The sequence below is a fragment of the Prauserella flavalba genome, assembly GCF_003202235.1.
Classification (GTDB): domain Bacteria; phylum Actinomycetota; class Actinomycetes; order Mycobacteriales; family Pseudonocardiaceae; genus Prauserella_A; species Prauserella_A flavalba.
Genome location: NZ_MASU01000002.1, coordinates 612,220 through 636,871 on the forward strand (window position 1 = coordinate 612,220; position 24,652 = coordinate 636,871).

At 70.5% G+C, this 24,652-nt stretch carries 23 protein-coding genes; 17 read left to right on the forward strand and 6 right to left on the reverse strand.

The window, feature by feature from the left end:
• Positions 1–22: 22 nt before the first annotated feature.
• The gene (locus tag BA062_RS05350; RefSeq protein WP_110334875.1) at positions 23–1,330 is read right to left on the reverse strand and encodes an SLC13 family permease; all 1,308 of its coding nucleotides are present in this window, start codon (positions 1,328–1,330) and stop codon (positions 23–25) included.
• 419 nt (positions 1,331–1,749) lie between these two features.
• Here BA062_RS05350 and BA062_RS05355 point away from each other — a divergent pair, with 419 nt between their 5' ends.
• On the forward strand, positions 1,750–2,460 hold the full coding sequence (locus tag BA062_RS05355) for a FadR/GntR family transcriptional regulator (protein ID WP_110334876.1): 711 nt from the start codon (positions 1,750–1,752) through the stop codon (positions 2,458–2,460).
• 129 nt (positions 2,461–2,589) lie between these two features.
• On the opposite strand, the gene BA062_RS05360 is transcribed toward BA062_RS05355, so the two are convergent.
• Positions 2,590–2,964: a hypothetical protein gene (locus BA062_RS05360; RefSeq protein ID WP_110334877.1), complete on the reverse strand. Its 375-nt coding sequence runs from the start codon at positions 2,962–2,964 to the stop codon at positions 2,590–2,592.
• 71 nt (positions 2,965–3,035) lie between these two features.
• On the opposite strand from BA062_RS05360, the gene tsaB reads away from it, so the two are divergent.
• From tsaB to gdhA, 4 genes are all read left to right on the forward strand, one after another.
• Positions 3,036–3,653 (forward strand): tRNA (adenosine(37)-N6)-threonylcarbamoyltransferase complex dimerization subunit type 1 TsaB, encoded by a 618-nt coding sequence (gene tsaB, locus BA062_RS05365; protein WP_110334878.1) that lies wholly within the window; start codon positions 3,036–3,038, stop codon positions 3,651–3,653.
• A complete protein-coding gene (rimI, locus tag BA062_RS05370; RefSeq protein WP_110334879.1) occupies positions 3,650–4,123 on the forward strand; it encodes a ribosomal protein S18-alanine N-acetyltransferase in 474 nt (157 codons plus the stop codon). The genes tsaB and rimI overlap by 4 nt, the downstream gene beginning before the upstream one ends.
• On the forward strand, positions 4,123–5,169 hold the full coding sequence (gene tsaD, locus BA062_RS05375) for a tRNA (adenosine(37)-N6)-threonylcarbamoyltransferase complex transferase subunit TsaD (protein WP_110334880.1): 1,047 nt from the start codon (positions 4,123–4,125) through the stop codon (positions 5,167–5,169). Before rimI ends, tsaD begins: the two co-directional genes overlap by 1 nt.
• 178 nt (positions 5,170–5,347) lie before the next feature.
• On the forward strand, positions 5,348–6,688 hold the full coding sequence (gene gdhA / locus BA062_RS05380) for an NADP-specific glutamate dehydrogenase (protein ID WP_425452860.1): 1,341 nt from the start codon (positions 5,348–5,350) through the stop codon (positions 6,686–6,688).
• A 148-nt stretch (positions 6,689–6,836) separates the two neighbouring features.
• On the opposite strand, the gene BA062_RS05385 is transcribed toward gdhA, so the two are convergent.
• A complete protein-coding gene (locus BA062_RS05385) occupies positions 6,837–8,450 on the reverse strand; it encodes an alkaline phosphatase D family protein (RefSeq protein ID WP_110334882.1) in 1,614 nt (537 codons plus the stop codon).
• Between the two features lie 302 nt (positions 8,451–8,752).
• Here BA062_RS05385 and groES point away from each other — a divergent pair, with 302 nt between their 5' ends.
• Together groES and groL are read left to right on the forward strand one after the other, a co-directional pair.
• On the forward strand, positions 8,753–9,046 hold the full coding sequence (gene groES / locus BA062_RS05390; RefSeq protein ID WP_110335040.1) for a co-chaperone GroES: 294 nt from the start codon (positions 8,753–8,755) through the stop codon (positions 9,044–9,046).
• 85 nt (positions 9,047–9,131) lie between these two features.
• Complete coding sequence (gene groL, locus BA062_RS05395) at positions 9,132–10,751, forward strand: chaperonin GroEL (RefSeq protein WP_110334883.1); 1,620 nt, start codon at positions 9,132–9,134, stop codon at positions 10,749–10,751.
• Between the two features lie 77 nt (positions 10,752–10,828).
• Here the strand turns inward: groL and BA062_RS05400 are convergent, their stop codons facing one another.
• A complete protein-coding gene (locus tag BA062_RS05400) occupies positions 10,829–11,131 on the reverse strand; it encodes a WhiB family transcriptional regulator (protein ID WP_110334884.1) in 303 nt (100 codons plus the stop codon).
• 273 nt (positions 11,132–11,404) lie between these two features.
• Between BA062_RS05400 and BA062_RS05405 the strand changes: the two genes are divergently transcribed.
• From BA062_RS05405 to BA062_RS05425, 5 genes are all read left to right on the forward strand, one after another.
• On the forward strand, positions 11,405–12,391 hold the full coding sequence (locus tag BA062_RS05405) for a MerR family transcriptional regulator (RefSeq protein WP_245959678.1): 987 nt from the start codon (positions 11,405–11,407) through the stop codon (positions 12,389–12,391).
• Positions 12,392–12,395: 4 nt separating this feature from the next.
• Entirely contained in the window at positions 12,396–13,247 is an 852-nt protein-coding gene (locus tag BA062_RS05410) for a hypothetical protein (RefSeq protein WP_110334885.1), read from the forward strand.
• Positions 13,248–13,387: 140 nt separating this feature from the next.
• Complete coding sequence (locus BA062_RS05415) at positions 13,388–13,984, forward strand: response regulator transcription factor (protein ID WP_003073605.1); 597 nt, start codon at positions 13,388–13,390, stop codon at positions 13,982–13,984.
• Positions 13,985–14,303: 319 nt separating this feature from the next.
• Positions 14,304–14,876: a sigma-70 family RNA polymerase sigma factor gene (locus BA062_RS05420; protein WP_110334886.1), complete on the forward strand. Its 573-nt coding sequence runs from the start codon at positions 14,304–14,306 to the stop codon at positions 14,874–14,876.
• Positions 14,877–15,818, forward strand: a complete 942-nt coding sequence (locus tag BA062_RS05425; RefSeq protein ID WP_110334887.1) for an anti-sigma-D factor RsdA — start codon at positions 14,877–14,879, stop codon at positions 15,816–15,818.
• 54 nt (positions 15,819–15,872) lie between these two features.
• Here the strand turns inward: BA062_RS05425 and BA062_RS05430 are convergent, their stop codons facing one another.
• Positions 15,873–16,268 carry a DUF5319 domain-containing protein gene (locus tag BA062_RS05430; protein WP_168213877.1) on the reverse strand — a complete coding sequence of 132 codons (396 nt, stop codon included), beginning with the start codon at positions 16,266–16,268 and terminating at the stop codon, positions 15,873–15,875.
• A gap of 96 nt (positions 16,269–16,364) precedes the next feature.
• Between BA062_RS05430 and guaB the strand changes: the two genes are divergently transcribed.
• The 3 genes from guaB to BA062_RS05445 all read left to right on the forward strand — a co-directional run bounded on the left by guaB (position 16,365) and on the right by BA062_RS05445 (position 20,900).
• Complete coding sequence (guaB, locus tag BA062_RS05435; protein ID WP_110334889.1) at positions 16,365–17,909, forward strand: IMP dehydrogenase; 1,545 nt, start codon at positions 16,365–16,367, stop codon at positions 17,907–17,909.
• Positions 17,910–17,982: 73 nt separating this feature from the next.
• The gene (locus BA062_RS05440) at positions 17,983–19,125 is read left to right on the forward strand and encodes a GuaB3 family IMP dehydrogenase-related protein (protein ID WP_110334890.1); all 1,143 of its coding nucleotides are present in this window, start codon (positions 17,983–17,985) and stop codon (positions 19,123–19,125) included.
• A gap of 56 nt (positions 19,126–19,181) precedes the next feature.
• Positions 19,182–20,900, forward strand: a complete 1,719-nt coding sequence (locus tag BA062_RS05445) for an FAD-dependent oxidoreductase (protein ID WP_110334891.1) — start codon at positions 19,182–19,184, stop codon at positions 20,898–20,900.
• On the opposite strand, the gene BA062_RS05450 is transcribed toward BA062_RS05445, so the two are convergent.
• On the reverse strand, positions 20,881–22,179 hold the full coding sequence (locus BA062_RS05450) for an aldehyde dehydrogenase family protein (protein ID WP_110334892.1): 1,299 nt from the start codon (positions 22,177–22,179) through the stop codon (positions 20,881–20,883). The two genes, BA062_RS05445 and BA062_RS05450, sit on opposite strands and share 20 nt — an antisense overlap.
• Before the next feature lie 92 nt (positions 22,180–22,271).
• Between BA062_RS05450 and guaA the strand changes: the two genes are divergently transcribed.
• Positions 22,272–23,816, forward strand: a complete 1,545-nt coding sequence (guaA, locus tag BA062_RS05455) for a glutamine-hydrolyzing GMP synthase (protein WP_110334893.1) — start codon at positions 22,272–22,274, stop codon at positions 23,814–23,816.
• Between the two features lie 30 nt (positions 23,817–23,846).
• Positions 23,847–24,632, forward strand: coding sequence for an E3 ubiquitin ligase family protein (locus BA062_RS05460; protein ID WP_110334894.1), 786 nt, complete (start codon positions 23,847–23,849; stop codon positions 24,630–24,632).
• Positions 24,633–24,652 lie beyond the last annotated feature (20 nt).

Genomic DNA, 24,652 nt, shown 5'->3' on the forward strand with positions numbered 1-24,652 from the left:
TCTCCTTCATCGATCACTGGGGTCACCCGAAGCCGGGCACGATCAGCACGAGCCAGGCGGCGAGCGGTGCCACGGCGACAATGATGCCCCCGTACACCATGAGCTGCCGGAAGAATCGATCCCGGTCCACATCCTGTGCGCTCGCCAGCACGAGCGCGCCGTTGGTGGAGAACGGGCTCACGTCGACCACCGTCGAGGCCACCGCCAGCGCCGCGATCATCCCGACCGGGCCGATGCTGCCCTCCAGCAGGAACGGCACCGCCAGCGGGATGAGCGCGCCCATGATGCCGACACTCGACGCGAACGCCGACACGAGCGCACCGATGTAACAGAGCAGCAGCGCCGAGATCAGCGGAACGCCGATGTCGGAGACGGCGTTGCCCGCGTAGTCGATCGTGCCCATCTCCTGCAGCACGCCGACATAGGTGAGCATGCCGCAAATCAGCAACACCGTCGGCCACGTGACCTGGCCGATCGCCTGCTTGCTCGTATCCGGCCAGAAGACGCTCAACAGCACGGCGAGCGTGATGGCCGTCAGGCCGACGTCGAGGTCGAGCACGAGTGCGCACACCATCAGCACGGCCAGGCTCGCGAGCGTCGCCATGCGGGCGGGCGTCAGGCGCGGGATGCTCGGGCCGCCCTCGGTGCCGCCACCGTCCCCGGCACCACCGGCCGGGGAGGAACCACCGCCGACGGTGGCGAGCTGCCGGGCTTGCGCGACCGGGCGCGACAGCTTCAGCCCGCCGCACACGACGAACACGATCGCGGCGATCACGAGGTTCACGACCACACTCGCCAGAAACAGCACCAGCTCACTGCCCGGGAGGCTCTCGCGCGCCACGATGCCATTGACGATCGTGCCGTAAATGCTGATCGGCGAGAACCCGCCCGCCTGCGCTCCGTGCACCACCATCGCGCCCATCAACAACGGGCTGATCCGATACTGCGCCGCGAAGTTCAGCGCGATCGGCGCCACGATCGCCACAGCCGCCGGGCTCACGGCGCCGATCGCCGTCAACGCACCCGTGATCGCGAACATCACCCACGGGATCAGCGCCAACCGCCCGCCGACCAGCCGGATCGACGCGTGCACCAGCCAGTCCGTGGTGCCGTTCGCCCTCGCGATAGCGAAGAGATACGTCACGCCGACGAGCACCACGAACAGATCCCCCGGAAAACCCGCGAAGATCTCGTCGGTATCCATACCCGCGGCCAGCGTGCCGACCCCGAACGCGGCCGCGAACGCCAACGCCCCCATGTTGATCGATCTCGTCGTGGCGAGCACGAACACCACCACGAGGACAAGTATCGAGACGAGCTCGGCTGACATGCGGATCTCCCGTCGTTGGGCTCGCTGCCGATGGGGCTTGGCCGGTGCGAATGGTTCGCCGGCCCGGTGGCTCAGTGGCCTAGTGGCTCAGTGGCGTAATGGCCTAGTGGACGAGTGGCTGAACCACTTTGCGCGGTGAGGGGTGCCGGTGTCAAGCCGCAAAGGCGCTGGGTGGAGCAGTGGGGCATTGGAAGAATGGCGCAGTGCGTTAGTGGCTCAATTGGAACAGTGGCTCGGTGGGTTGGTGGCCCAATGAGTTGAATGGCTGGAAACTAGTGGCTCAGTGGATCAGTGGCGCAGTGGGTTGGTGGCGCAGTGGCTCAGCCACATAGTGGCATAGTGGCTGAGCCATTCCACGGGAAGCTTGGGCTGCTACGCTCCCGGAGACCGGCAGGTCAGCGCGATCGAAGGGGGCCCGCGTGCCTGATGCCCTGCGGCCCATGGCCCGCACCCGGCTGTACGAGCAGGTGCTCGAACGGCTGCGCGAGTACGTCACGAGCGCCCGGCTCAGCGCGGGCGACAAGCTGCCCGCCGAGCGGGAGCTGGCCCAGCGGCTGGGCGTGAGCCGGGCGTCGATCAAGCAGGCGATCGTGGTGCTCGAGGTGCAGGGCCTCGTCGAGGCCCGTCACGGCGGTGGCACCTACCTGGTCAGGGACACCCTCGACGCGGAACCGGTCGAGCAGCTCGTCGAGCGCCGCAAACGCCTGCCGGACGTCCTCGAGGCCCGGGAAGCGCTCGAGACGAAGCTCGCGGAACTCGCGGCACAGCGGCGCACCAAGGCCGACCTCGACGCGCTCGAGGCCGCACTCGACCACATGCGCGCCGAGATCGCCGAGGGCGGACACGGCGTGGAGGGCGACCGCCGGTTCCACGCCGCCGTCACGGCCGCCGCACACAGCTCGATGCTCGCCGAGTTCATGCGCTCCATCGCCGAGCAGATCACCGAGAGCCGCACCGAGTCGCTGCGGCAGCCCGGCAGGCCGTCGCGCTCGCTCAGTCAGCACCTGGCGATCTTCGACGCCATCAGCAGAGGCGACGGCGGCAAGGCCGCCACCGCCATGCGCAGGCACCTGCGCACCGTCGCCAAGGTCCGCCTGCTCGCCTGGAACCCCGACGACGACGCGGAGTGACGCGTCAGCGCGCCGCAGTGAAGGCCACCTTCACTGCGCCCGCCCGTCTCCGCCAGCACCCGCAACGGAGACGCTGTGTTCGACCAGCGCAGGCATGGTGGCCTTCACTGCGGCCGGGCCGCCACGCGGTCAGCGGGTGACCGTCAGCGGCACCTCGGCCGCGTGACCTCCACCGCACCGCAGTACCACGGGATACGTCCCCGGCGCGGCATCGGAGCGGATCCGCGCGTGCCCGGAGCCCATGCCACCCACGTGCTCGGTGAACACGGCGACACCACCGTTGCCGGTGTAGGGACCGTCGTGACCGGTCGCGGTGAAGGCGGGAGAGCCGACGTGGCTGATGCCCTCCGCGAGCGGACACCTCGCGGTCACGTGAACGACCCCACCAGGCGATACGGTCGATTTGTCGACAAGCAACAGGGAGCCGGCTGACGCGGGCGCGGCGACCAGCGCATACACGAGCACGGCCACGGGCACGGTCAGCGCGAGACGGAGGATCTTCATCGCCACCCCAGACGCGCGGCCAACGCCCAGGTTGTGCGCGTGACCCGATCGGCTGGTCGTACGCTCGAAGGGTGCTAGTACTCGCCATCGACACCGCCACGCCCGCCGTCACCGCCGGTGTCGTCTCCGTGGACCGCGAGAGCGGGGCCACCCGCCTACTCGCCGAGCGCGTCACCCTCGACGCCCGCGCCCACGGCGAGCTGCTCACCCCCCACGTCCGCGACGCCGTCGCCGAGGCCGGGCACACCCTGCGCGACCTCGACGCCATCGCCTGCGGCACCGGCCCCGGCCCCTACACGGGCCTGCGCGCGGGCATGGTCACCGCGGCCGCGCTCGCCCACAGCCTCGGCATCCCGGCCTACCCGGTGTGCACCCTCGACGCCATCGCCGAGGACGCCGAGCGCGGCGAGCCCTTCCGGGTGCTCACCGACGCACGCCGCAAGGAGGTCTACTGGGCCGACTACGACGCCGAGGGCCACCGCGTCGACGGCCCGCACGTCGACAAGCCCGCAGACCTCGACGAGGTACCGCGGGCGCTCGACCACCCGAAGCCCACCCCGCTCGGCCTCGTCGCCGCAGCGAAGGCCGCCATCCTCGGCGGCGAGACACCGGGCCCGCTCACGCCGCTCTACCTGCGCAGGCCGGACGCCGCCGAGCCGGCCACGCGGAAACGGGTGACCACGTCGTGAGACTGGAACCCATGCGCCGCAAGCACATCCGCCGCTGCGTCGAGATCGAGAAGATCCTCTTCTCCGGCGACAGCCCGTGGAGCGCAGGCGCCTTCCACGCCGAACTCGACGCGGGCGGCCACTACCTCGTCGCGCTCGACGACGACGGCGAGGTGGCCGGATACGCCGGCCTGGCACTGCTCGGCAGGCCCGGCGACTGGGAAACCAGCGTCCACACCATCGGCGTACTGCCGGACAAGCAGGGCCACGGCATCGGCACCGCACTGCTCGAAGCGCTGCTCACCCGCGCCGACGAACTGGCCGCGCCCGTCTTCCTCGAGGTCCGAACCGACAACGACAGCGCCATCAGGCTCTACGAGAAACACGGCTTCAGCCGCGTCGGCCTGCGCAAGCGCTACTACCAGCCATCCGGAGCCGACGCCTACACGATGACGCGGCCGGTCCGGCGAGCACAGGAGGTGGCCCGCTGATGTCCCGCATCGTCATGGGCATCGAGAGTTCGTGCGACGAGACCGGCGTCGGACTGGTCCGCCTGCACGACGACGGCACCGTGGAGCTCCTCGCCGACGAGGTCGCCTCCAGCGTCGAGCAACACGCCCGCTTCGGCGGCGTCGTGCCCGAGGTCGCCAGCAGGGCACACCTCGAAGCGATGGTGCCCACCGCCCGGCGCGCCTTCGACACCGCCGGCCTCGAGCTGTCCGATGTGGACGCCATCGCAGTCACCGCAGGCCCCGGACTCGCCGGAGCGTTGCTCGTCGGCGTCTCCGCGGCCAAGGCCTACGCCGCCGCACTCGACGTGCCGCTCTACGGTGTCAACCACCTCGCCGGGCACATCGCCGTCGACACCCTCCAGCACGGCCCGCTACCCGCGCCGTGTCTCGCGCTGCTCGTGTCCGGCGGGCACACGCAGCTGCTGCGCGTCGACGACATCGCAGGCAAGATCACCGAAATCGGCTCCACAGTGGACGATGCCGCGGGGGAGGCGTACGACAAGGTCGCCCGCCTGCTCGACCTGCCCTACCCAGGCGGGCCGCCGATCGACAAGGCCGCCAAGAACGGCGACCCTCGGGCGATCGCGTTCCCGCGCGGCATGACCGGACCTCGCGACGCCCCGTTCGACTTCTCCTTCTCCGGCCTCAAAACCGCCGTCGCGCGGTGGGTCGAGGCGGCCGAACGGCGCGGCGATCCCATCCCCGTCGACAACGTCGCGGCCTCGTTCCAGGAAGCCGTGGCCGATGTGCTCACCGCCAAGGCCGTGCGCGCGGCCACCGAGTCGGGCATCGGCACGCTCGTGATCTCCGGCGGCGTGGCCGCCAACTCCCGGCTGTCCTCGCTGGCCGCGGAACGGTGCGAGGCGGCAGGCATCGAGCTGCGCGTGCCGAGACCACGGCTGTGCACGGACAACGGCGCCATGATCGCGGCGCTCGGCGCGCACGTGGTGGCCGCCGGGTGCACGCCGAGCTCGCTCGACTTCTCGGCGAACCCGGCGCTGCCCGTCAGCACCGTCTCGATCTAGGGCCCTTTCAAAGCCGGGAGTCCGTCCGCCGCATCGGTCACGGCCATCGGCGGTTGAGTAGCCGCACGCCGTGGTGGCAGTTGTCACATGACTTCCGTGTCCTCCGCGGCTGGTCCTCATGAGACCGTTTTGTGAGGGTTGACGCCGTCCGCGAGGAGAGGAGCATTGCGTGCCGGGTCTGGACGAGAAGCTGGGTGAGATCTACGCCGAGGTACTGCGGCGAAACCCGGGCGAGGTCGAATTCCACCAGGCCGTGCACGAAGTGCTCGACTGCCTCGGTCCGGTGGTCGCCAAGCATCCGGAGTACGCCGACAGCGCGGTGATCCGGCGGTTGTGTGAACCGGAGCGGCAGATCATCTTCCGGGTGCCGTGGGTCGACGACACCGGTGTCGTGCAGATCAACCGCGGGTTCCGGGTGGAGTTCAACTCCGCGCTCGGGCCGTACAAAGGCGGTCTGCGTTTCCACCCGAGCGTCTACCTCGGAATCGTGAAGTTCCTCGGCTTCGAGCAGATCTTCAAGAACGCGCTCACCGGGCTACCCATCGGTGGTGGCAAGGGCGGCTCGGACTTCGATCCGAAAGGCCGCTCCGACGGTGAGATCATGCGGTTCTGTCAGGCACTCATGACCGAGCTGTACCGGCACATCGGCGAGTACACCGACGTGCCGGCGGGCGACATCGGGGTCGGCAGCCGGGAGATCGGCTATCTGTTCGGCCAGTACAAACGGATCACCAACCGGTACGAGTCAGGCGTCCTGACCGGCAAGGGCCTCGCCTGGGGCGGCTCACAGGTGCGCACCGAGGCAACCGGCTACGGCACCGTGTTCTTCGTCGAGGAGATCCTGAAAACCCGCGGCGACTCCTTCGAGGGCAAGCAGGTCGTCGTCTCCGGATCGGGCAACGTGGCCATCCACGCCATCGAGAAGGTCCAGCAGCTCGGCGGCACCGTCATCGCATGCTCGGACTCCGGGGGATACGTGGTCGATGAAAAGGGCATCGACCTCGACCTGCTCAAGGAACTCAAGCAGGTGCGCCGCGCACGGATCCACGCCTACCCCGAGGAACGCGGCGGCGCCGCCCGGTACGTCACCGGCCGCCCCGTCTGGGAGATTCCCTGCGCCATCGCCCTGCCGTGCGCCACCCAGAACGAGCTGAACGGGGCCGACGCCGCCACGCTCGTCGCGAACGGATGCACCCTCGTCGCCGAGGGCGCCAACATGCCCTGCACACCCGAGGCCGTCCGGCTGTTCACCGAGGCCGGCGTGACCTTCGCCCCCGGCAAGGCCGCCAACGCCGGTGGCGTGGCGACCAGCGCCCTGGAAATGCAGCAGAACGCCTCCCGCGACACCTGGACCTTCGACCACACCGAACAACGCCTGGCCGACATCATGCACGGCATCCACGACCGGTGCCTGGCGACCGCCGACGAGTACGGCGCCCCCGGCAACTACCTCACCGGCGCCAACGTCGCCGGCTTCATCCAAGTGGCCGACGCGATGCTCGCCCTCGGCATCATCTGAGGGCGGTGGCGCTTCTCCTCCCGATACCGAGAGAGCGTCGTCCCCTCGACACGAACCTGCACCGCGGGCTCGTGCCGAGGGCGACGACCTCCAGCTGAGCTAGGCCGCGTCTGACAATCCCATTGCCGGCTCGCACGGCAGAGGATTGTCAGACACGACCTAGCGGGGGCGCCACCTCCGTCAGCCCGGGGTTGCGGTCCGCGATCACGAACGACGCCCTCGTGCGCGCGGGACGACCCGGCTCGGTCACCTTGTCGAGCACACGGAAGTCCGCCCGGAACTCGTCCCGGGTGATCCTCGTGCGCACATACCCGCGCTGGTTGTTGCGGAACTTGATGTGCGGATTGAGCTTCAGGTTGTTGTCGTCGTTCGGGTCCGAGTCGGCCCCGTTGCCGCCCGAGGTGATCGACGTGGTCACCAGCTCGGTGCCCACCACGTCGCTGTCCGGGTCGGCGTAGTTCGCCTTCAGCTCGTTCGCCCAGTGCGTGTGCACGTCACCGGTGAGCACCACCGGGTTGCGCACGCCCGCGTCGAGCCAGCCCTCGGTGATCCGCTCCTGCGAACCCCGGTAGCCGTCCCACGAGTCCATGCTCGTCGCGCCGGAGGCGTTGACGCGGCGGGCGAAGAACACCTGCTGCCCCAGCACGTCCCAGCGCGCCCGCGAGCGGCGGAACTGTTCGATCAGCCAAGCCTCCTGCTCGTCGCCGGTCAGCGTGCGGGCCGGGTCGGCGGCGTCCGCGCACACCTTCCAGCCGTCGTCACACGCCTGGTCGTCGCGGTACTGGCGGGTGTCGAGCATGTGGAAGTTCGCGAGCGCACCCCAGCGGACCGTGCGGTAAAGCCGGATGTGCGAACCACTCGGCTTGCTGTGCCTGCGCAGCGGCATGTTCTCGTAGAGCGCGCGGAACGCGTTGGCCCGGCGCTCGATGAAGTTCGGCTGCGGGATCTCCGGCTTCTCGTAGACATCGCCCGCCCAGTTGTTGTCCACCTCGTGGTCGTCCGGCACCACGAGCCACGGCGCGACGGCGTGCGCGGCCTGCAGATCGGTGTCCGTGCGGTACTGCGCGTGCCGCTGCCGGTAGTTGGCCAGCGTCTCGGTCTCCGGACCGGAGTGATCCCGCACGTTGCCGGTCGGGGAGACGTAGCTGTCCGCCTTGTACTCGTAGATGTAGTCGCCGAGGTGCAGCACGAGGTCCGGCTCGTCGGCGGCGAGGTGCCGGTAGGCGGTGAAGTAGCCGTGCTCGTACTGCGAGCACGACGCGAAGCTCATCGCCAGCCCCGACCCGAACACCCCGAACGCGGGCGCGGTGCGCGTGCGGCCCGCCGGCGAGACATGCCTGCCCGCGCGGAAACGGTAGAAGTACTCCGTGCCCGGTGCGAGGCCCGCGACCTCCGCGTGCACGGCGTAGCCCGCGTCGGCGTTCGTCCGCTCGCGGCCACGCCGCACGATCCGGCGGAACCGCTCGTCCCGCGCGATCTCCCACTCGACCTCGACCGTGCCGCGCATACCGCCCAGGCCGTCCTCGGCCAGCGGATTCGCGGCGAGCCGGGTCCACAGGACCACGCTGTACGGATCGGGGTCGCCCGACGCGACGCCGAGGGTGAACACCTCGCCGGTGCTCGGGTTGCCCGCCCCCTGCGCGGCTGACGCGGCCAGCGGCAGGGCCGTCGCGGCCGCCGCGACGGCACCGAGCGCGGCACCGGAGGCGAGGACGGTTCGGCGGGATGTCGTGAGCGGACTGTTCTCACCGGAGACGGGCACGGCGGCACTCCCAACGTGGTGGCGGGACGGTCAGAGCCAGCACAGCCTGCATCCCCGGAATGGCCGGGATTCACCGATCGGGTGAGCACCCGGTGAATGTTCGGTGCGCGCCCTCTCGCCGTCCTCCGCTGACCAGGTCCGTCACCACCGGGGACCCTGGTTGCGCGGCTAGCACTCCGCTAGCTAGAGTGCTAATTGCACGGCGCCAAACACGCCCCGGCACCCGCGACGGCGGGGGTGGTAGGAGCCGTACCCATTTAGGTACCTGCCAACGCTTTCGACGACCCGTGGAGGTCAACCCGGTGAGCGTGAACATCAAGCCGCTCGAGGACAAGATCGTTGTCCAGACGAGCGAGGCCGAGGAGACGACTGCCTCCGGTCTCGTGATCCCCGACACCGCTAAGGAAAAGCCCCAGGAGGGCAAGGTTCTGGCCGTTGGCCCGGGCCGCGTCGACGACAAGGGCAACCGCATCCCCGTGGATGTCAAGGAAGGCGACGTCGTCATCTACTCCAAGTACGGCGGCACCGAGGTCAAGTACAACGGCGAGGACTACTTGATCCTGTCCGCCCGCGATGTGCTGGCCGTCATCAACTGACGACCCGCGTATGCGATAACGCCCCGGGCCCCGCGCAAGCCGGGGGCCGGGGCGTTTCGCGTGCCTGGAGAGAGGTACATCATCAATGCCTAAGCAGATCAACTTCGACGAGGACGCCCGCCGCGCCCTCGAGCGCGGGGTGGACAAGCTCGCCAACGCGGTGAAGGTGACCCTCGGCCCGCGCGGCAGGCACGTCGTTCTCGACAAGAAGTTCGGCGGCCCCACGATCACGCTGGACGGCGTCACCGTCGCCCGTGAGATCGAGCTGGAGGACCCGTTCGAGAACCTCGGCGCGCAGCTCGCCAAGAGCGTCGCCACCAAGACCAACGACGTCGCCGGTGACGGCACCACCACGGCCACCGTGCTGGCGCAGGCGCTGGTGAAGGTCGGCCTGCGCAACGTGGCCGCCGGCGCCAACCCGACCGCGCTCGGCAAGGGCATCGAGGCCGCCGCGGACAAGGTCATCGACGCCCTCAAGGCCAAGGCGACCCCCGTGAAGGGCCGCGACAACATCGCCCAGGTCGGCACCGTCACCTCGCGGGACGCCAACATCGGCGCCCTGCTCGGCGAGGCCGTCGAGAAGGTCGGCGAGGACGGCGTGATCACCGTGGAGGAGTCCTCCACGCTGGCCACCGAACTCCAGATCACCGAGGGCGTGCAGTTCGACAAGGGCTACCTCTCGGCGCACTTCGCGACCAACCCGGAGGAGCAGCGGGCGATCCTCGAGGACGCCTTCGTGCTGCTGCACCGGGAGAAGATCTCGGCGCTGGCCGACCTGCTCCCGCTGCTGGAGAAGGTCGCGGAGGCCAAGAAGCCGCTGCTGATCATCGCGGAGGACGTCGACGGTGAGGCGCTGTCCACCCTCGTGGTGAACTCGCTGCGCAAGACGATCACCGCGGTGGCCGTGAAGGCTCCGTTCTTCGGCGACCGCCGCAAGGCGTTCCTCGACGACCTCGCCGTCGTCACGGGCGCCAAGGTGATCTCCGCCGAGGTCGGCCTGAAGCTGTCCGAGTCCGGTCTCGACGTGCTGGGCAAGGCCCGGCGCATCGAGGTCACCAAGGACACCACCACGATCGTCGACGGTGCGGGCACCAAGGACGACGTCCAGGCGCGGATCGCCCAGATCCGCAAGGAGATCGAGACCACCGACTCCGACTGGGACCGCGAGAAGCTCCAGGAGCGGCTCGCGAAGCTCGGCGGCGGTGTCGCGGTGATCAAGGTCGGCGCGGCCACCGAGACCGAGCTGAACGAGCGCAAGCACCGCATCGAGGACGCCGTGGCGTCGACCAAGGCGGCCGTCGAAGAGGGCATCGTGCCCGGCGGTGGCACGGCGCTCGCCCACGTGGCCAAGGAGCTGACCTCGCTGGAGGCCGAGCTCTCCGGCGACGAGGCGACCGGCGTGAAGATCGTGCGGGAGGCGCTGACCGCTCCGCTGTACTGGATCGCGAGCAACGCGGGCCACGAGGGCGCTGTCACCGTGGTCAAGGTCCAGGACCTCGAGTGGGGTCACGGCCTCAACGCGGCCACCGGCGAGCTGACCGACCTGCTCGCGGGCGGCATCGTCGACCCGGTAAAGGTCACCCGCTCCGCGGTGGCCAACGCGGCCTCGATCGCCCGCCTGGTGCTCACCACGGAGAGCTCCGTGGTGGACAAGCCGGAACCGGCCGACGACAACGCGGGCCACGGTCACGGCCACGCGCACTAGTCACGCGTCACGAGAACAGAACGGGGCGGCACTCCCACCGGAGTGCCGCCCCGTTCCTTTTTCGTCCCCTGCCTCGGTCAGTTGCCGGTGAGCGCCAGAGAGCGCTTCTGCGATTTGATGATGTTCTCGCGTTCCGATTCGGACAGTCCACCCCAGATCCCGTAGGGCTCGTGCACCGCGAGCGCGTGCTCGCGGCACATCCGCAGCACCGGGCAGGAATGGCAAATGGCCTTCGCCCTGGCCTCCCGCCGAGCCCTCGCCGGGCCCCGTTCACCGTCCGGATGGAAGAAGGAACCGCTGTCCATCCCCCTGCACGACCCCTCGAGTTGCCAGTCCCAAACGTCGGCGTTCGGGCCAGGGAGCCTGCGCGTGTCTGCCATCGTGACCGCCTCCGGTATCCGGCCCCACGCGGCCGGATTCTGCAGTTGTACTTGTGCGACTACTCCATTTGGTGCAACCGGGCGTAACGTTAGAAGCGCGCCAATACTTGTTCAAGGGGTTGCGATCATTTCAGCCGTTAGGTCTCCCCCGGGGGCGTGACAGGTAACACACCGAACAGAAGTTCCCGGTTGCCCTCACTCGGTGGTCCGTGGATATTTGACCGGGTGGGGTCCGGGTCCGGCTCAGATCGCGCAGCCGGTGACGCGCCGGCTGTGCGCGACCCGGTTCCTCCGCCGTCGGCCGAGCCGACACTGCCCGTCGCCGCGGTCGCGCGCAGGCTCGGCGTCGCCCCGTCCACGCTGCGGACCTGGGACCGCCGGTACGGGCTCGGTCCCAGCAGGCACACCGGCGGCAGGCATCGCCGCTACGGCCCCTCCGACGTCGTCCGCCTCGAACTGATGCAGCGCGCGCTGCTGCGCGGCGCCTCCACCGCCGAGGCCGCCCGCTACGCGCTCGCGCACATGCCCAAGGCTTCGAACGAGCCCCCCGCGCCCGTCACGGAGCTGCGCGTGGAGACCACCGACGGCGAGGTGGTGCTCGGCAACGGCCGGGAGCAGGCGGACCACCTCGGCCCGCCCCGCTTCGCGCGCCAGCTGAGCGCGGCGGCACTGGCGATGGACGTGCGGGCCGTGCAGCACCTGCTCGCCGAGGTCATCGGCGCCCTCGGTGTACTCGACGCGTGGGAGGGCGTGATCCGCCCCGTGGTCGCGGCACTCGGTGCGGGCTGGCGCGACGGCCGCGGCAGCTCCGAGGTGGGCTACCTGCTCACCGAATGCGTGTTCGGCGCGCTCGTCAGGGCCACGCCCGTGCTGTCCGAGCCCCGCAACCTGCGCCCCGTCCTCCTCGGCAGCGTTCCCGACGAGCGCGACACCCTCCCGCTGTACGTGCTCGCCGCCGCGCTCGCGGAGCGCCGCATCGTCACCCAGCTGTTCGGGGTCCCGCTGCCCGCCGACGTGCTGGCCGTCGCCGTGCGCCGCAGCTCACCCGCCGCCGTGGTCCTGTGGGCCCAGCGCGGGCCCGCCGCCAACCCGAGGCTGTTCACGCGCATCGCCCGCGGCCGTCAGCGGGGACGCCTCTTCGCGTGCGGCCCGGCGTGGCACGCAGGCGACCTGCCGCCCAAGGTCGAGCTGCTCGGCGACATCCGCGACGCCGCAGACCGGGTCGAGTACGTGCTGCTGGGGGACACACCGCGAGGATGAGCGGGTGCTGACGAGGGAGAGTGTCCTGCGCCGTGCCGCGTTCGGCGACGCACCGGACATCGACGACCGTGAGCCGGCCGCCGCGGCGAACCCTCCCGAACGCTGGCTCGCCGCGGTCGTGCTCGGAGCCAGAGGCGGCTACGCGGCCGCCATGACCCTGCTCGAGCCCCTGCGCCGAGGGCGTGACCCGCTGCTCGCCGCGCTGGCCGCCGCCACGCTCGCCTCCCACCGCCGTCAGCTCGGCGGGCACGCCGCCGCGGTCCCGCTCGACGGCGCCGCGTTGCGGCACGCCGCGCTCGCCGCCGGACCCGCCGACGAGGACGGGCTCGACCCGGCCGGTGCGCTGGCCGACGCGCTGCTCGGTCTCGCCGCCGACAACCTCGGCCGGGGCAGGCTCACTGCCGCGCGCAGGCTCATCGCGGCGGCGTCCGCGCACGCGACCTCGTGGCGGACGCGGGTCCGCCTCGGCTGGGTGAGCGCCGAGGTTTCGCTCGCGGCGGCCGACGCGGCCGCGGCCGTCCCGCACGCGGAACGGGCCTGGGCGGTGGCGAGGGAACGCGGCGCCGCGCGGCATGAGATCAAGTCGGCACTCGTCCTCGGCGCCGCGCTCGCCGCCACCGGCGAGCCCGCGCCGCGAGAACGGGCGAGGGACCTCGTCGAAGGCGCACTGGAGGCCACGGGCAAGTACCGGCTCGGCTCGCTGGCATGGCCGGCCGGACTGCTGGCGGCGGAACTCGACCCCGAACGGGCTGACTGGAACCGATCAAGAGTTACTCGCGAGTTATACGCTCTGTTACCGGCCTCCGACCCGGAGGGACGGCGCCTCGCGATCTCCTCTCCGTGGGTCCCGATTTAGCCTGTTACCTGGGTCACAAGCCCCATACCGACATCTGGGCGAGGCATTTTTCAAAAAAAGCCACCAGATCGTGTCAAGGTGGGACCTAAAGCGTCCGATAGGGGAAGTGGAATGTCACCCGGCTGCAGGAAGGAAACCCCGTGACGACGGTCTTGATCTGCGACGACCGACGCAGTGTCCGCGAAGGCCTTACCCGCGTGATGTCTGCCGTCCCCGGCGTCAGTCGCATCGACTGTGTAGCGCACGGTGACGAGTTGCTCGCCCGCTACTCGCGGCAGCCGGTGGACGTCGTGCTCGTCGGCACCCAGCGCGCGGTGCCGACGGGAGTCGAGGCGACCCGCAGGCTGGTCTCCGCCAACCCGCAGGCCAACGTGATCGTGTTCGGCGCCCCGGACGACGCCGGCAGCATCGCCGCCGCGATCGCGGGCGGGGCGCGGGGCTACCTGCGCTGGGACGCCTCGCGTCCCGAGCTCGTCGCCGCGTTGGCCCACACGCTGGCGAGCACCTCGGTTCCCGCCCCGCGCCAGCCGTCCGACCCCGGCGTGCAGCTCACCGAGCGCGAGCTGCAGGTGCTGCGTGGCATGAGCCAGGGCAAGAGCAACGGGCAGATCGGCCGCGAGCTGTACCTGTCCGAGGACACCGTGAAGACCCACGCCCGCCGGCTGTTCCGCAAGCTCGGCGTGCGCGACCGCGCACAGGCCGTCGCACACGGCTTCCGGCGCGGCCTCGTGTCCTGAGTCACCGCTCCGACGGGTCCCTCAGCCGGTAGTTGAAAAAAGACAGTCGCGGCGCGCCACGTGGTACGTACCCACGTGGCGCGCCGCGTTGTACTGTGACGTTCGCCGTATCGCCTGGGCGTGTCGGTCGTTGAAAGTTGCAAGATTACGGTACGCTGGCGTTTTCGCAGGTTGCAGCCTGCGTCACGCGGTTTCGATGACCGTGAGCGAAAACCGGGGGTGTCGGAAGGTACGGTAGGTATCACCGGCGTGAGGGATATGAGAGCCACGCGCCGTTCTTCTTGCACGCCTACACGTAACACCGGGACTGTTGTCTGCGATGGCCAATGTGGGGGATGGACTGGACGAGTCAGTCGCCGCCGCTGTCGAGGGTGACCCACAGGCGGTGGAGCGGCTACTCGCCGCGATCCGTCCCCTTGTGGTGCGGTACTGCCGCGCCCGAGTTGGCAGGCAAGAGCGTTCGTTCGCTTCGGCTGACGACGTAGCCCAGGAGGTGTGTCTCGCGGTGCTCACGGCGTTGCCCTCGTATCGTGATCAAGGCCGCCCGTTCCTGGCCTTCGTCTACGGCATTGCTCAGCACAAGGTGGCCGACGCGCATCGCGCGGCGGCACGCAACCGTGCCGAGCCGGTCGCCGAGGTACCCGACGAGGTGGAGGGTGACGTCGGTCCCGAGCAGCACGCCCTGCAGGGTGAGCTGAACGCGAGGATGTCCGAACTGCTGCAGGTCCTGCCGGACAAACAACGCGAGATCGTGGTGTTGCGGGTGGTCGTCGGGCTGTCCGCCGAGGAGACCGCCGAGGCAGTGGGGTCCACCCCCGGTGCCGTGCGGGTCGCCCAGCATCGCGCCCTCGCGCGGCTGCGCAAGGTGCTGGCCGCTGAGGAGGTGGTCTGAGTGACGGAACGCGACGGCGGTAACCAGGAGAACGGCGAGGTGTTTCCCTACTCGCAGGCAGAGCCGGACGAGTCCTCGACCACGCTCGAGCTGTCGGCCATCCAGGCCGACGACGCGCTGCTCGACGCGCTGGGCGGGCCCGACCCGCAGGTCGCCGACGGGCTCGGTGACCAGGAACTGAACGCCCTGCTGCTCGCGTGGCGCAGGGACATCGACAGCGAGCCGCTCGCCGAACTGGTCGACACCCCGACCGCGGTCACCACGATCAAGACCGCCGCCATCGCCAAGCGCCACGCGGGCCGCGGACGGAGACGCAGACTCCTCGTCCCTGTCGCCGCTGCCGCCGCCGTGCTCGCCATCGGGTTCACCGGCACCGCTCTGGCCGCCAGGGACGCCCAGCCCGGCGACACGCTGTGGGGCCTTTCCAAGGTCCTGTACGCGGACCACGCCCGCTCGGTCGAGGCCGCCGCATCCGTGCGGACCGAGCTCGAAGAGGCCCATCTCGCACTCGCGCAGCAGCGCTACGACGACGCGCGCCGCGCACTCCAGCAGGCGGAGCAGGCGCTGAGCCAGGTGACCGCCGAGGACGAGCTCGCGCAGCTCAAGGCCCGGCACCTGGAGCTGCTGGCCCAGCTCAACAAGCCGCAGCCGGGAGACACCCCCAGCACCACGCCGTCGTCCACCGGCACACCGGACAGCAGCTCGTCCACGTCAACGGGCACCAACCCGACCAACGAGCTGCCGCTGCCGGGGCCCACGACCGATCCCTCGGAAGCTCCGGACACCACCACGTCTCCGACCACGGACCCTCCGACGTCGTCGACCGAACCGCCACCGCCGAGCACGTCGACGGGTGACACCAGCGGCGGCGAATCGGGCAGCACCGACAAGCCCTTCGGCCAGGAGCCTGCGGGCGTCTCCGGCGACAGCAGCACGGGCTGACACATCGAAAAAGGGGCGTGTGACCGATGCGGTCACACGCCCCTTTCCGTGTCCTCAGTACGCGCTCTCGGTGGCCGTGATCCCGTCGGCGAATCCCCGGCAGTAGTCCCAGCTCACGTAGTCGGCCGGGTTCGGGTCGAAGGCGGGCTCGTGCGGGCGCATGTGCCCGTCGGAGAGCAGCTGCTCGAGGCTCGCCCTCAGCAGGTGCCAGTCGTGGTAGTGAGGCTGGTCGCACTCACCACAGTCCACGACGATGCCCCTGACCCCGCGAGGCTCCAGCAGCGCCTGGTAGACGGCGAGGTCCGAGAGGTCGGCGAGCAGCTCGGAGCGCTCGTCCGGACTGATCGGCTCACCAGCCGGTTCGTCCAGAGCGGCGATCTCCTTCGCCGGGTCGTTCGGGTCGTCGGCGAACGGGTCTGGGGGCAACACGTCGTGCGGCACGGCCTGCACGGTACCGGGCTGGCCCCGGGGTACGTCCAGATACCATCGTTAACAGGTCCGTATACCCCTGTTGGCTTACCCGCCGAGGAAGGTTCTCCGCCTGCCATGACGAGCGAGTTCACCTCCGCCGACCTCATCCCCTCCGCGGAGGCCACGAATGGCGCCGTCCCCGACAAGTTCGCGATGCTCGGGCTGACTTTCGACGACGTCCTGCTGCTGCCTGCCGAATCGGACGTCGTGCCCAGCGCCGTGGACACCAGCACCTGCCTGACCCGCAACGTCACACTGCGCGTGCCGCTGCTGTCGGCGGCGATGGACACGGTGACCGAGGCGAGGATGGCCATCGCGATGGCCCGCCAGGGCGGCATGGGCGTGCTCCAGCGCAACCTGCCGATCGAGGAGCAGGCGCAGGCGGTGGAGATCGTCAAGCGCTCCGAGGCCGGCATGGTCACCGACCCGGTGACCTGCTCGCCCGACGACACCCTCGCCGAGGTCGACGCACTCTGCGCCCGCTTCCGCATCTCCGGCGTTCCGGTCACGGACGCCTCCGGCACGCTCGTGGGCATCATCACCAACCGCGACATGCGGTTCGAGGTGGACCACAGCAGGCCCGTGAGCGAGGTCATGACCAAGGCCCCGCTGGTGACCGCGCAGGTCGGGGTCACGGCCGACGCCGCGCTCGGCCTGCTGCGCAGGCACAAGATCGAGAAGCTGCCGATCGTGGACGGCGCCGGCAAGCTGCGCGGGCTGATCACCGTCAAGGACTTCGTCAAGACCGAGCAGTACCCCAACGCCACCAAGGACCCCGACGGCAGGCTGCTGGTCGGTGCCGCCGTGGGTGTCGGCGTCGACGGCCACCAGCGCGCGATGGCACTGGCCGACGCGGGTGTGGACGTGCTGATGGTCGACACCGCGCACGGTCACTCGCGGGCGGTGCTCGACACGGTGTCGACGCTCAAGAAGGAGCTCGGCGACACGGTCGACATCGTCGGCGGCAACGTCGCCACGCGCGCGGGCGCGCAGGCGCTCGTCGAGGCGGGCGCGGACGGCGTGAAGGTGGGCGTCGGACCGGGCTCGATCTGCACCACGCGGGTCGTGGCCGGTGTGGGTGTGCCGCAGATCTCGGCGATCTACGAGGCCGACAAGGCATGCCGTCCCGCCGGTGTTCCCGTGATCGGCGACGGCGGCATCCAGTACTCCGGCGACATCGCCAAGGCCATCGCGGCCGGTGCGTCCGCGGTGATGCTCGGCAGCCTCCTCGCGGGCACCGCCGAGGCGCCGGGCGAGGTGATCCTCGTCAACGGCAAGCAGTACAAGACGTACCGCGGCATGGGCTCGCTCGGCGCGATGCGCACGCGGGGCGAGCAGCGCTCCTACTCGAAGGACCGCTACGCGCAGGACGACGTGCTGTCCGAGGACAAGCTCGTGCCGGAGGGCATCGAGGGGCGGATCCCGTTCCGTGGCCCGCTGGCGAACGTGGTGCACCAGCTCGTGGGCGGCCTCCGCTCCGGGATGGGCTACGCGGGCGCCAACACGATCCCCGAGCTGCAGCGCGCGCAGCTGGTGCGCATCACGGCGGCCGGTCTCAAGGAGAGCCATCCGCACGACGTCACCATGACCGTCGAGTCGCCCAACTACACCACGCGCTAGGGGCGCGCACAGCGCCGTGGACGCCGGCGTCCACAATGAACCCGCTGCAGTTCGCGGGTAGAAGGGACTTGACGTGCGGGATCTGGTCGAGATCGGCATGGGGCGCACCGCGCGGCGGTCGTATGACCTCGACGACATCGACATCGTGCCGTCGCGGCGGACGCGCTCGTCGAAGGTGGTGTCCACCGGCTGGCAGATCGACGCCTACCGGTTCGACCTGCCGCTCGTGACGCACCCGACCGACGCGGTCGTGTCACCGGACACGGCGGTGTCGATCGGCAAGCTCGGCGGGCTCGGCGTGCTCAACGCCGAGGGCCTGTGGGCGCGGCACGCCGACGCGGAGAGCGTGCTGGCGCGACTGGTCACCGCCGCGAAGGACGGCGCGGAGACCGGCGAGGTCGTGCGCCTGCTGCAGGAACTGCACTCGGCGTCCATCCGCACCGACCTGCTTACCGAGACCATCCGGACCGTGCGCGACTCGGGCGTCACCGTGGCGGCGCGCGTGAGCCCGCAGCACGCGGCCGAGCTGACCCCGCACCTGCTTTCCGCGGGCGTCGAGATCCTGGTCGTGCAGGGCACGATCGTGTCCGCCGAGCACGTCGGCAAGGACACCTCCGAGGACGATCCGCTCAACCTCAAGGACTTCATCGCCGACCTCGACGTCCCGGTGATCGCGGGCGGCGTGAGCGACTACCGCACGGCGATGCACCTCATGCGCACCGGCGCGGCCGGCGTGATCGTCGGGCACGGCTACACGCCGGGCGTCACCAGCACCGACCGCGTGCTCGGCATCGGCGTGCCGATGGCGACCGCGATCATCGACGCCGCCGCCGCGCGCAGGGACTACCTCGACGAGACCGGTGGCCGCTACGTGCACGTCCTCGCCGACGGCGGCATCAGCTGCAGCGGTGACATCGCCAAGGCGATCGCGTGCGGTGCCGACGCGGTGATGCTCGGCGCGCCGCTGGCCTCCGCGCACGAGGCGCCCGGCAAGGGCCTGTACTGGACGGCCGCCGCCGCGCACCCGTCGCTGCCGCGTTCGCGCGTGGCATCCCTTCCGGGGCGCGAGGTGGACCTGAAGACGCTGCTGCACGGGCCGTCGTCCGACGCCGAGGGCGTGGTGAACCTGTTCGGTGCGCTCCGCCGCGCGCTGGCCAAGACCGGGTACTCCGACCTCAAGGAGTTCCAGCGCGTCGGGCTCACCGTTCGTAACTGAACTCAGCGGTAACTTACCCCTGGTCAGAAAAGCGGGCCGAAGCTACAGTTTTACGTGTGACTGCGCGTAACACCATCACTGGCGATGGCACCACGACCGATTACGACGTCATCGTGGTCGGCTCGGGCTTCGGCGGCAGCGTCGCGGCACTGCGGCTGACCGAGAAGGGCTACCGGGTCGCGGTGATCGAGGCCGGTCGCCGCTTCGCCGACGACGAGTTCGCCAAGACGTCGTGGGATCTCCGCCGGTACCTGTGGGCTCCCGCGCTCGGCTGCTTCGGCATCCAGCGCATCCACCTGCTCAAGGACGTCATGGTGCTCGCGGGGGCCGGGGTCGGCGGCGGGTCGCTCGTCTACGCCAACACGCTGTACCGCCCGCTCGACCCGTTCTACCGCGACCGCCAGTGGTCGCACATCACCGACTGGCGCGCCGAACTGGAGCCGCACTACGACCAGGCGAGCCGCATGCTCGGCGTGGTCACCAACCCCTCGGTCACGCCGTCCGACGAGGTCATGCGCAAGGTCGCCGCCGACCTGGGCGTGGCCGACAGCTACCACCCGACCCCGGTCGGCGTGTACTTCGGCAAGCCCGGTGAGCGCGTCGCCGACCCGTACTTCGGCGGCGCCGGACCCGAGCGCACCGGCTGCACCGAATGCGGGTCGTGCATGACCGGCTGCCGCGTCGGCGCCAAGAACACGCTGGTCAAGAACTACCTGTACCTCGCGGAACAGGGCGGGGCGAAGGTCGTGCCGCTGACCACCGTCACCGCGGTGCGTCCGCGAGGAGGATCGTTCGAGGTCGACGTCCGCAAGACCGGCACCACGTCCCGCCGGTTCACCCACACACTGACCGCCCGGCACGTCGTGCTCGCGGCGGGCACGTGGGGCACGCAGCGGCTGCTGCACGACATGCGCGACACCGGCACCCTGCCGCGGCTTTCGCCGCGGCTCGGCGAGCTGACCAGGACCAACTCCGAGGCGATCATCGGGGCCGCCCGGACGACCGTGGATCCCGAGAAGGACTACAGCCGGGGCGTGGCCATCACGTCGTCGATCCACCCCGACGAGTCCACCCACATCGAGCCGGTCCGCTACGGCAAGGGCAGCAACGCCATGAGCCTGCTGCAGACCATCGCCACCGACGGCGGCTCCGAGGTACCGCGCTGGCGGCAGGCACTGCGATTCCTCGCCCGCCACCCCGTGCAGACCCTGAAGCTGCTCAACGGCTATCGGTGGAGCGAGCGGACCGTGATCCTGCTGGTGATGCAGAGCCTCGACAACTCCATCACCACCTACACCAAGCGGGGGCTGTTCGGGCGAAGGCGCTACACCTCGCGCCAGGGGCACGGCGAGCCGAACCCGACGTTCATCAAGGCCGGGCACGAGGCGAACCTGCGCACCGCCGAGCACATCGGCGGCATGGCGGGCGGCACGTGGGGCGAGATCTTCGACATCCCGCTCACCGCGCACTTCATCGGCGGCGCGCCCATCGGCACGAGCGCCGACGAGGGCGTGATCGACGCCTACCACCGCGTCTTCAACTACCCGAACCTGCACGTCGTCGACGGCGCCGCGATCACGGCGAACCTCGGCGTGAACCCGTCGCTGACGATCACCGCACAGGCCGAACGGGCGTTCTCCCTGTGGCCGAACAAGGGCGAGGCCGACCCTCGCCCCGCGCAGGACGAGCCCTACCGGCGCGTGGAGCCGGTCGCGCCGAAGAACCCGGCGGTGCCCGCCCACGCGCCGGGCGCCCTCACAGCGGGACGCCGGTGAGCACGGTGACGCGCTCGACGCCGAACTCCCGCATCGTGGCGCGCACCGAGTCCGGGCGGTAGGCGGGCACGTCGCCGATCACCGCGGTGTCGGCGGCGAGCTCGGCCGAGGCGCGCAGCGCCAGCGTCACGTCGCGGGTGAACACGCCCGTGCGGGCTCCCTCGGCGAGTTCGAACGCGGCGTCCGCCGAGTCGGCTACCGACACGACGAGCACCGGCCCTGGCACCGGCTCGGCCGCGACGGGTCCCCGCAGCAGCGTGGGTTCCGTCGCGGATCCGGTGAGCAGCTTGGCGCCGCCGGAAGTGACCTCGTCGAGCCATTCCGCGAACCTCGTGGCGGCATCCGCCGTCGCGAGCGGGCCCACCGACACCGCCGGGTCGAACGGGTCGCCGGTCGGCTGGGCCCGCATCGCGTCGGTGAGTGCGGCGACGAAGTCGTCGGCGACGGCGGCCTCCACCACCACCGTGCGGACCGCGTGGGCGCCCTGCCCGGCCTCCTGCGTCGCCGAGGCCGCGATGCGCCGCGCCGCCGCGCCGAGGTCGGGCCAGTCGGCGAGCACCACCGCCGTGGTGGTGCCCGTGGCGCCCGCATAGGTCACGGCGAAGCGGGGGTCGGTGGCCAGGCGGGCTGTGCCCTTCCTGGCTTCGAAGGGCAGCACGGAGAACGCGCCCTCCGGCAGGTCCGCCTCGGCGAGCACCTCGCCCAGTGCGAGCGCCCCGAGCGGAGCGCGCGTGTCGGGGGCGAGCACCACGGGCGCGCCGACCGCCAGCGCGGCGGCCACTGTGTGTGCGGCGACACCGAGCGGGCAGTGGGCGGGCACCGCCCCGAGCACCGGTCCCCTCGGCCTGCGCCGCACCAGCTCCATGCGCTGCTCGCCCGCGACGTCGGAGTCGAGCCGGTGCAGCTCGCCGTCGGCGCGGGTCGCCTCCCGCGCCGACGAGCGCAGCGCCGCGACGGCGTGCGCGACCTCGACCTCGGCCCAGCGCAACGGTTTCCCGCACTCCGCGGTGATCAGCTCCGCGAGCTCGCCGGCTCGCGTGGCGAGGCCCTTGGCGATGTCCTCCAGCGCCGTCGCGCGGGCGTGTGCGGGGGAGCGGCGCAGCGTGGCGGCGGCGCCGGCGGCCGAGGCGACGGCCCGTTCGACCTGGTCGGAGTCCGGCAGCGCCACGGTGGCGACCTCGGTGTCGTCGCACGGGTGCGTGACGGCGAACGTGCCGGCACCGTGCTCGGCGCGCCCGGCGACCCAGGCGGCTCGCGGCTGCGGTGTGATGGCGTCCATAGTGCAGACCGTAACGGCCACCTGGGCTCAGCGCCGGGCAGCTCACCTGCGACGATGGAGGTGCCCGTTCGTGAATGCCAGGAGGTCCGGCAGTGGCAGAAGGTCCAGTGCTCGTCGTGGACTACGGAGCCCAGTACGCGCAGCTCATCGCGAGGCGGGTCCGCGAGGCACAGGTGTACTCGGAGGTCGTGCCGCACACCTCCACCATCGACGAGCTGCTGGAGCGCAAGCCGTCGGCGATCATCCTGTCCGGCGGTCCCTCCAGCGTCTACGCCGAGGGCGCGCCGAGGGTCGACCCGGCGCTGTTCGACGCGGGCGTGCCCGTGTTCGGCATCTGCTACGGCTTCCAGGCGATGGCGCAGGCGCTCGGCGGCGACGTCGAGCACACCGGCACCCGGGAGTTCGGCCGCACCGAGCTTGGCGTCACCGGCGGTGCGCTGCACGAGGAGCTGCCCGCGCGGCACCCGGTGTGGATGAGCCACGGCGACTGCGTCACCAAGGCACCAGAGGGCTTCTCGGTCACCGCCTCCAGCGAGGGTGCCCCGGTGGCCGGGTTCGAGGACGTCGAACGCCGCTTCGCGGGCGTGCAGTACCACCCCGAGGTCGCCCACTCGCCGCACGGCCAGGAGGTGCTCCGCCGCTTCCTGCATGAGATCGCCGGCATCCGTCCGCAGTGGACCACGGCGTCCATTGTGGACGACCAGGTGGCCAGGATCAAAGCGCAGATCGGTGACGGGCACGCGATCTGCGCGCTCTCCGGTGGCGTGGACTCCGCCGTCGCCGCCGCGCTCGTGCAGCAGGCGATCGGCGAGCGGCTCACCTGCGTGTTCGTCGACCACGGCCTGCTGCGCGCGGGGGAACGCGCTCAGGTGGAGCGCGACTTCGTCGCCGCGACCGGCGTCAAGCTCGTCACCGTCGACGCCCGGGAGCGGTTCCTCTCCGCGCTCGCCGGGATCACCGACCCCGAACAGAAGCGCAAGATCATCGGCCGCGAGTTCATCCGCGTCTTCGAGCAGTCCGCCCGCGACCTCAAGGCCACGGGCGACGCAGAGTTCCTCGTCCAGGGCACGCTCTACCCGGACGTCGTCGAGTCCGGCGGCGGCACCGGCACCTCGAACATCAAGAGCCACCACAACGTCGGCGGGCTCCCCGAAGACCTGCAGTTCAAGCTCGTCGAGCCGCTGCGGCTGCTGTTCAAGGACGAGGTCCGCCGCGTCGGCCTCGAGCTGGGCCTGCCGGAGACGATCGTGCACCGCCAGCCCTTCCCCGGCCCCGGCCTCGGCATCCGGATCATCGGCGAGGTCACGGCCGAGCGACTGGAGACGCTGCGGGCGGCCGACGCGATCGCCCGCGAGGAGCTCACCGCGGCCGGGCTGGACAGCGACATCTGGCAGTGCCCCGTGGTGCTGCTCGCCGACGTCCGCAGCGTCGGCGTGCAGGGCGACGGGCGCACCTACGGGCATCCCGTGGTGCTGCGGCCCGTTTCCAGCGAAGACGCCATGACGGCCGACTGGACGCGGCTACCCTATGACGTGCTCGAACGCATCTCGACGCGGATCACCAACGAGGTGTCCGAGGTCAACCGGGTGGTGCTCGACGTCACCAGCAAGCCGCCGGGCACCATCGAGTGGGAGTGACCTCGCCGCTGAACTGGGGGTAACCGGCTGATGTGGATCGCAGGGGCGCTGCTCGTCGTGGCCGCCGTCGCGGGGTTCTTCTACATGCGGCACACCAAGAGCGAGCTGCACGCGATGATCGGCACCGAGACGCTGTCGATCCCCGAGCTGGAACGCCTGCGCGGCATCTCCGACGAGCTCGGCGCCAAGGGCTCGTTCCGCAAGGTGGCCGAGGTCGTCGGCGCCGCCCACCCCAGGCCGGAGGGGCTGCTCACCTCGGAGCTGTCCAAGACCGAGTGCGTCTGGTACCGCTACCAGATCGAGCGGCAGTACGAGACTGTCGAGTACCGCGACGGCAAACGGCACCGCAGCAAGCGCACCGAGCAGGTCGCCAACCACACGTCGTGGGAGGGCTACGCGCTCATCGACGAGCAGCGGCGCACCATCGGCGTCGACCCCAACGGGACTAAGCCCGACGGCGTCGAGCAGACCGTCAACCGCTTCGAGCCGTACCGGGGAAACGACGGCTCGCCTGTGCTGTTCGGCTTCACGCTGCCGCAGTTCGTGCTGGGCAACAACAGCACCACGATCGGCTACCAGTACCGGGAATGGGTCATCCGCCCCGGCAGGCGTCTCTACATCCTGGGCGAGGTGCACGACAGGATCGGCCCGCTCGTGATCGGCAAGCCCGAGAACGGCGGCCACTTCCTGCTGTCCACCCGCACCGAGCAGGAGCTGCGCGACGACCGCGTGAAGCGGCACAAGCTCCTCGCGGTCGGCGTCATCGCCGCCACGCTCATCGGGATCGTGCTCGTCGTCGCCGACGTGCTCACCTGATGCTCTGACCCTCTGACACG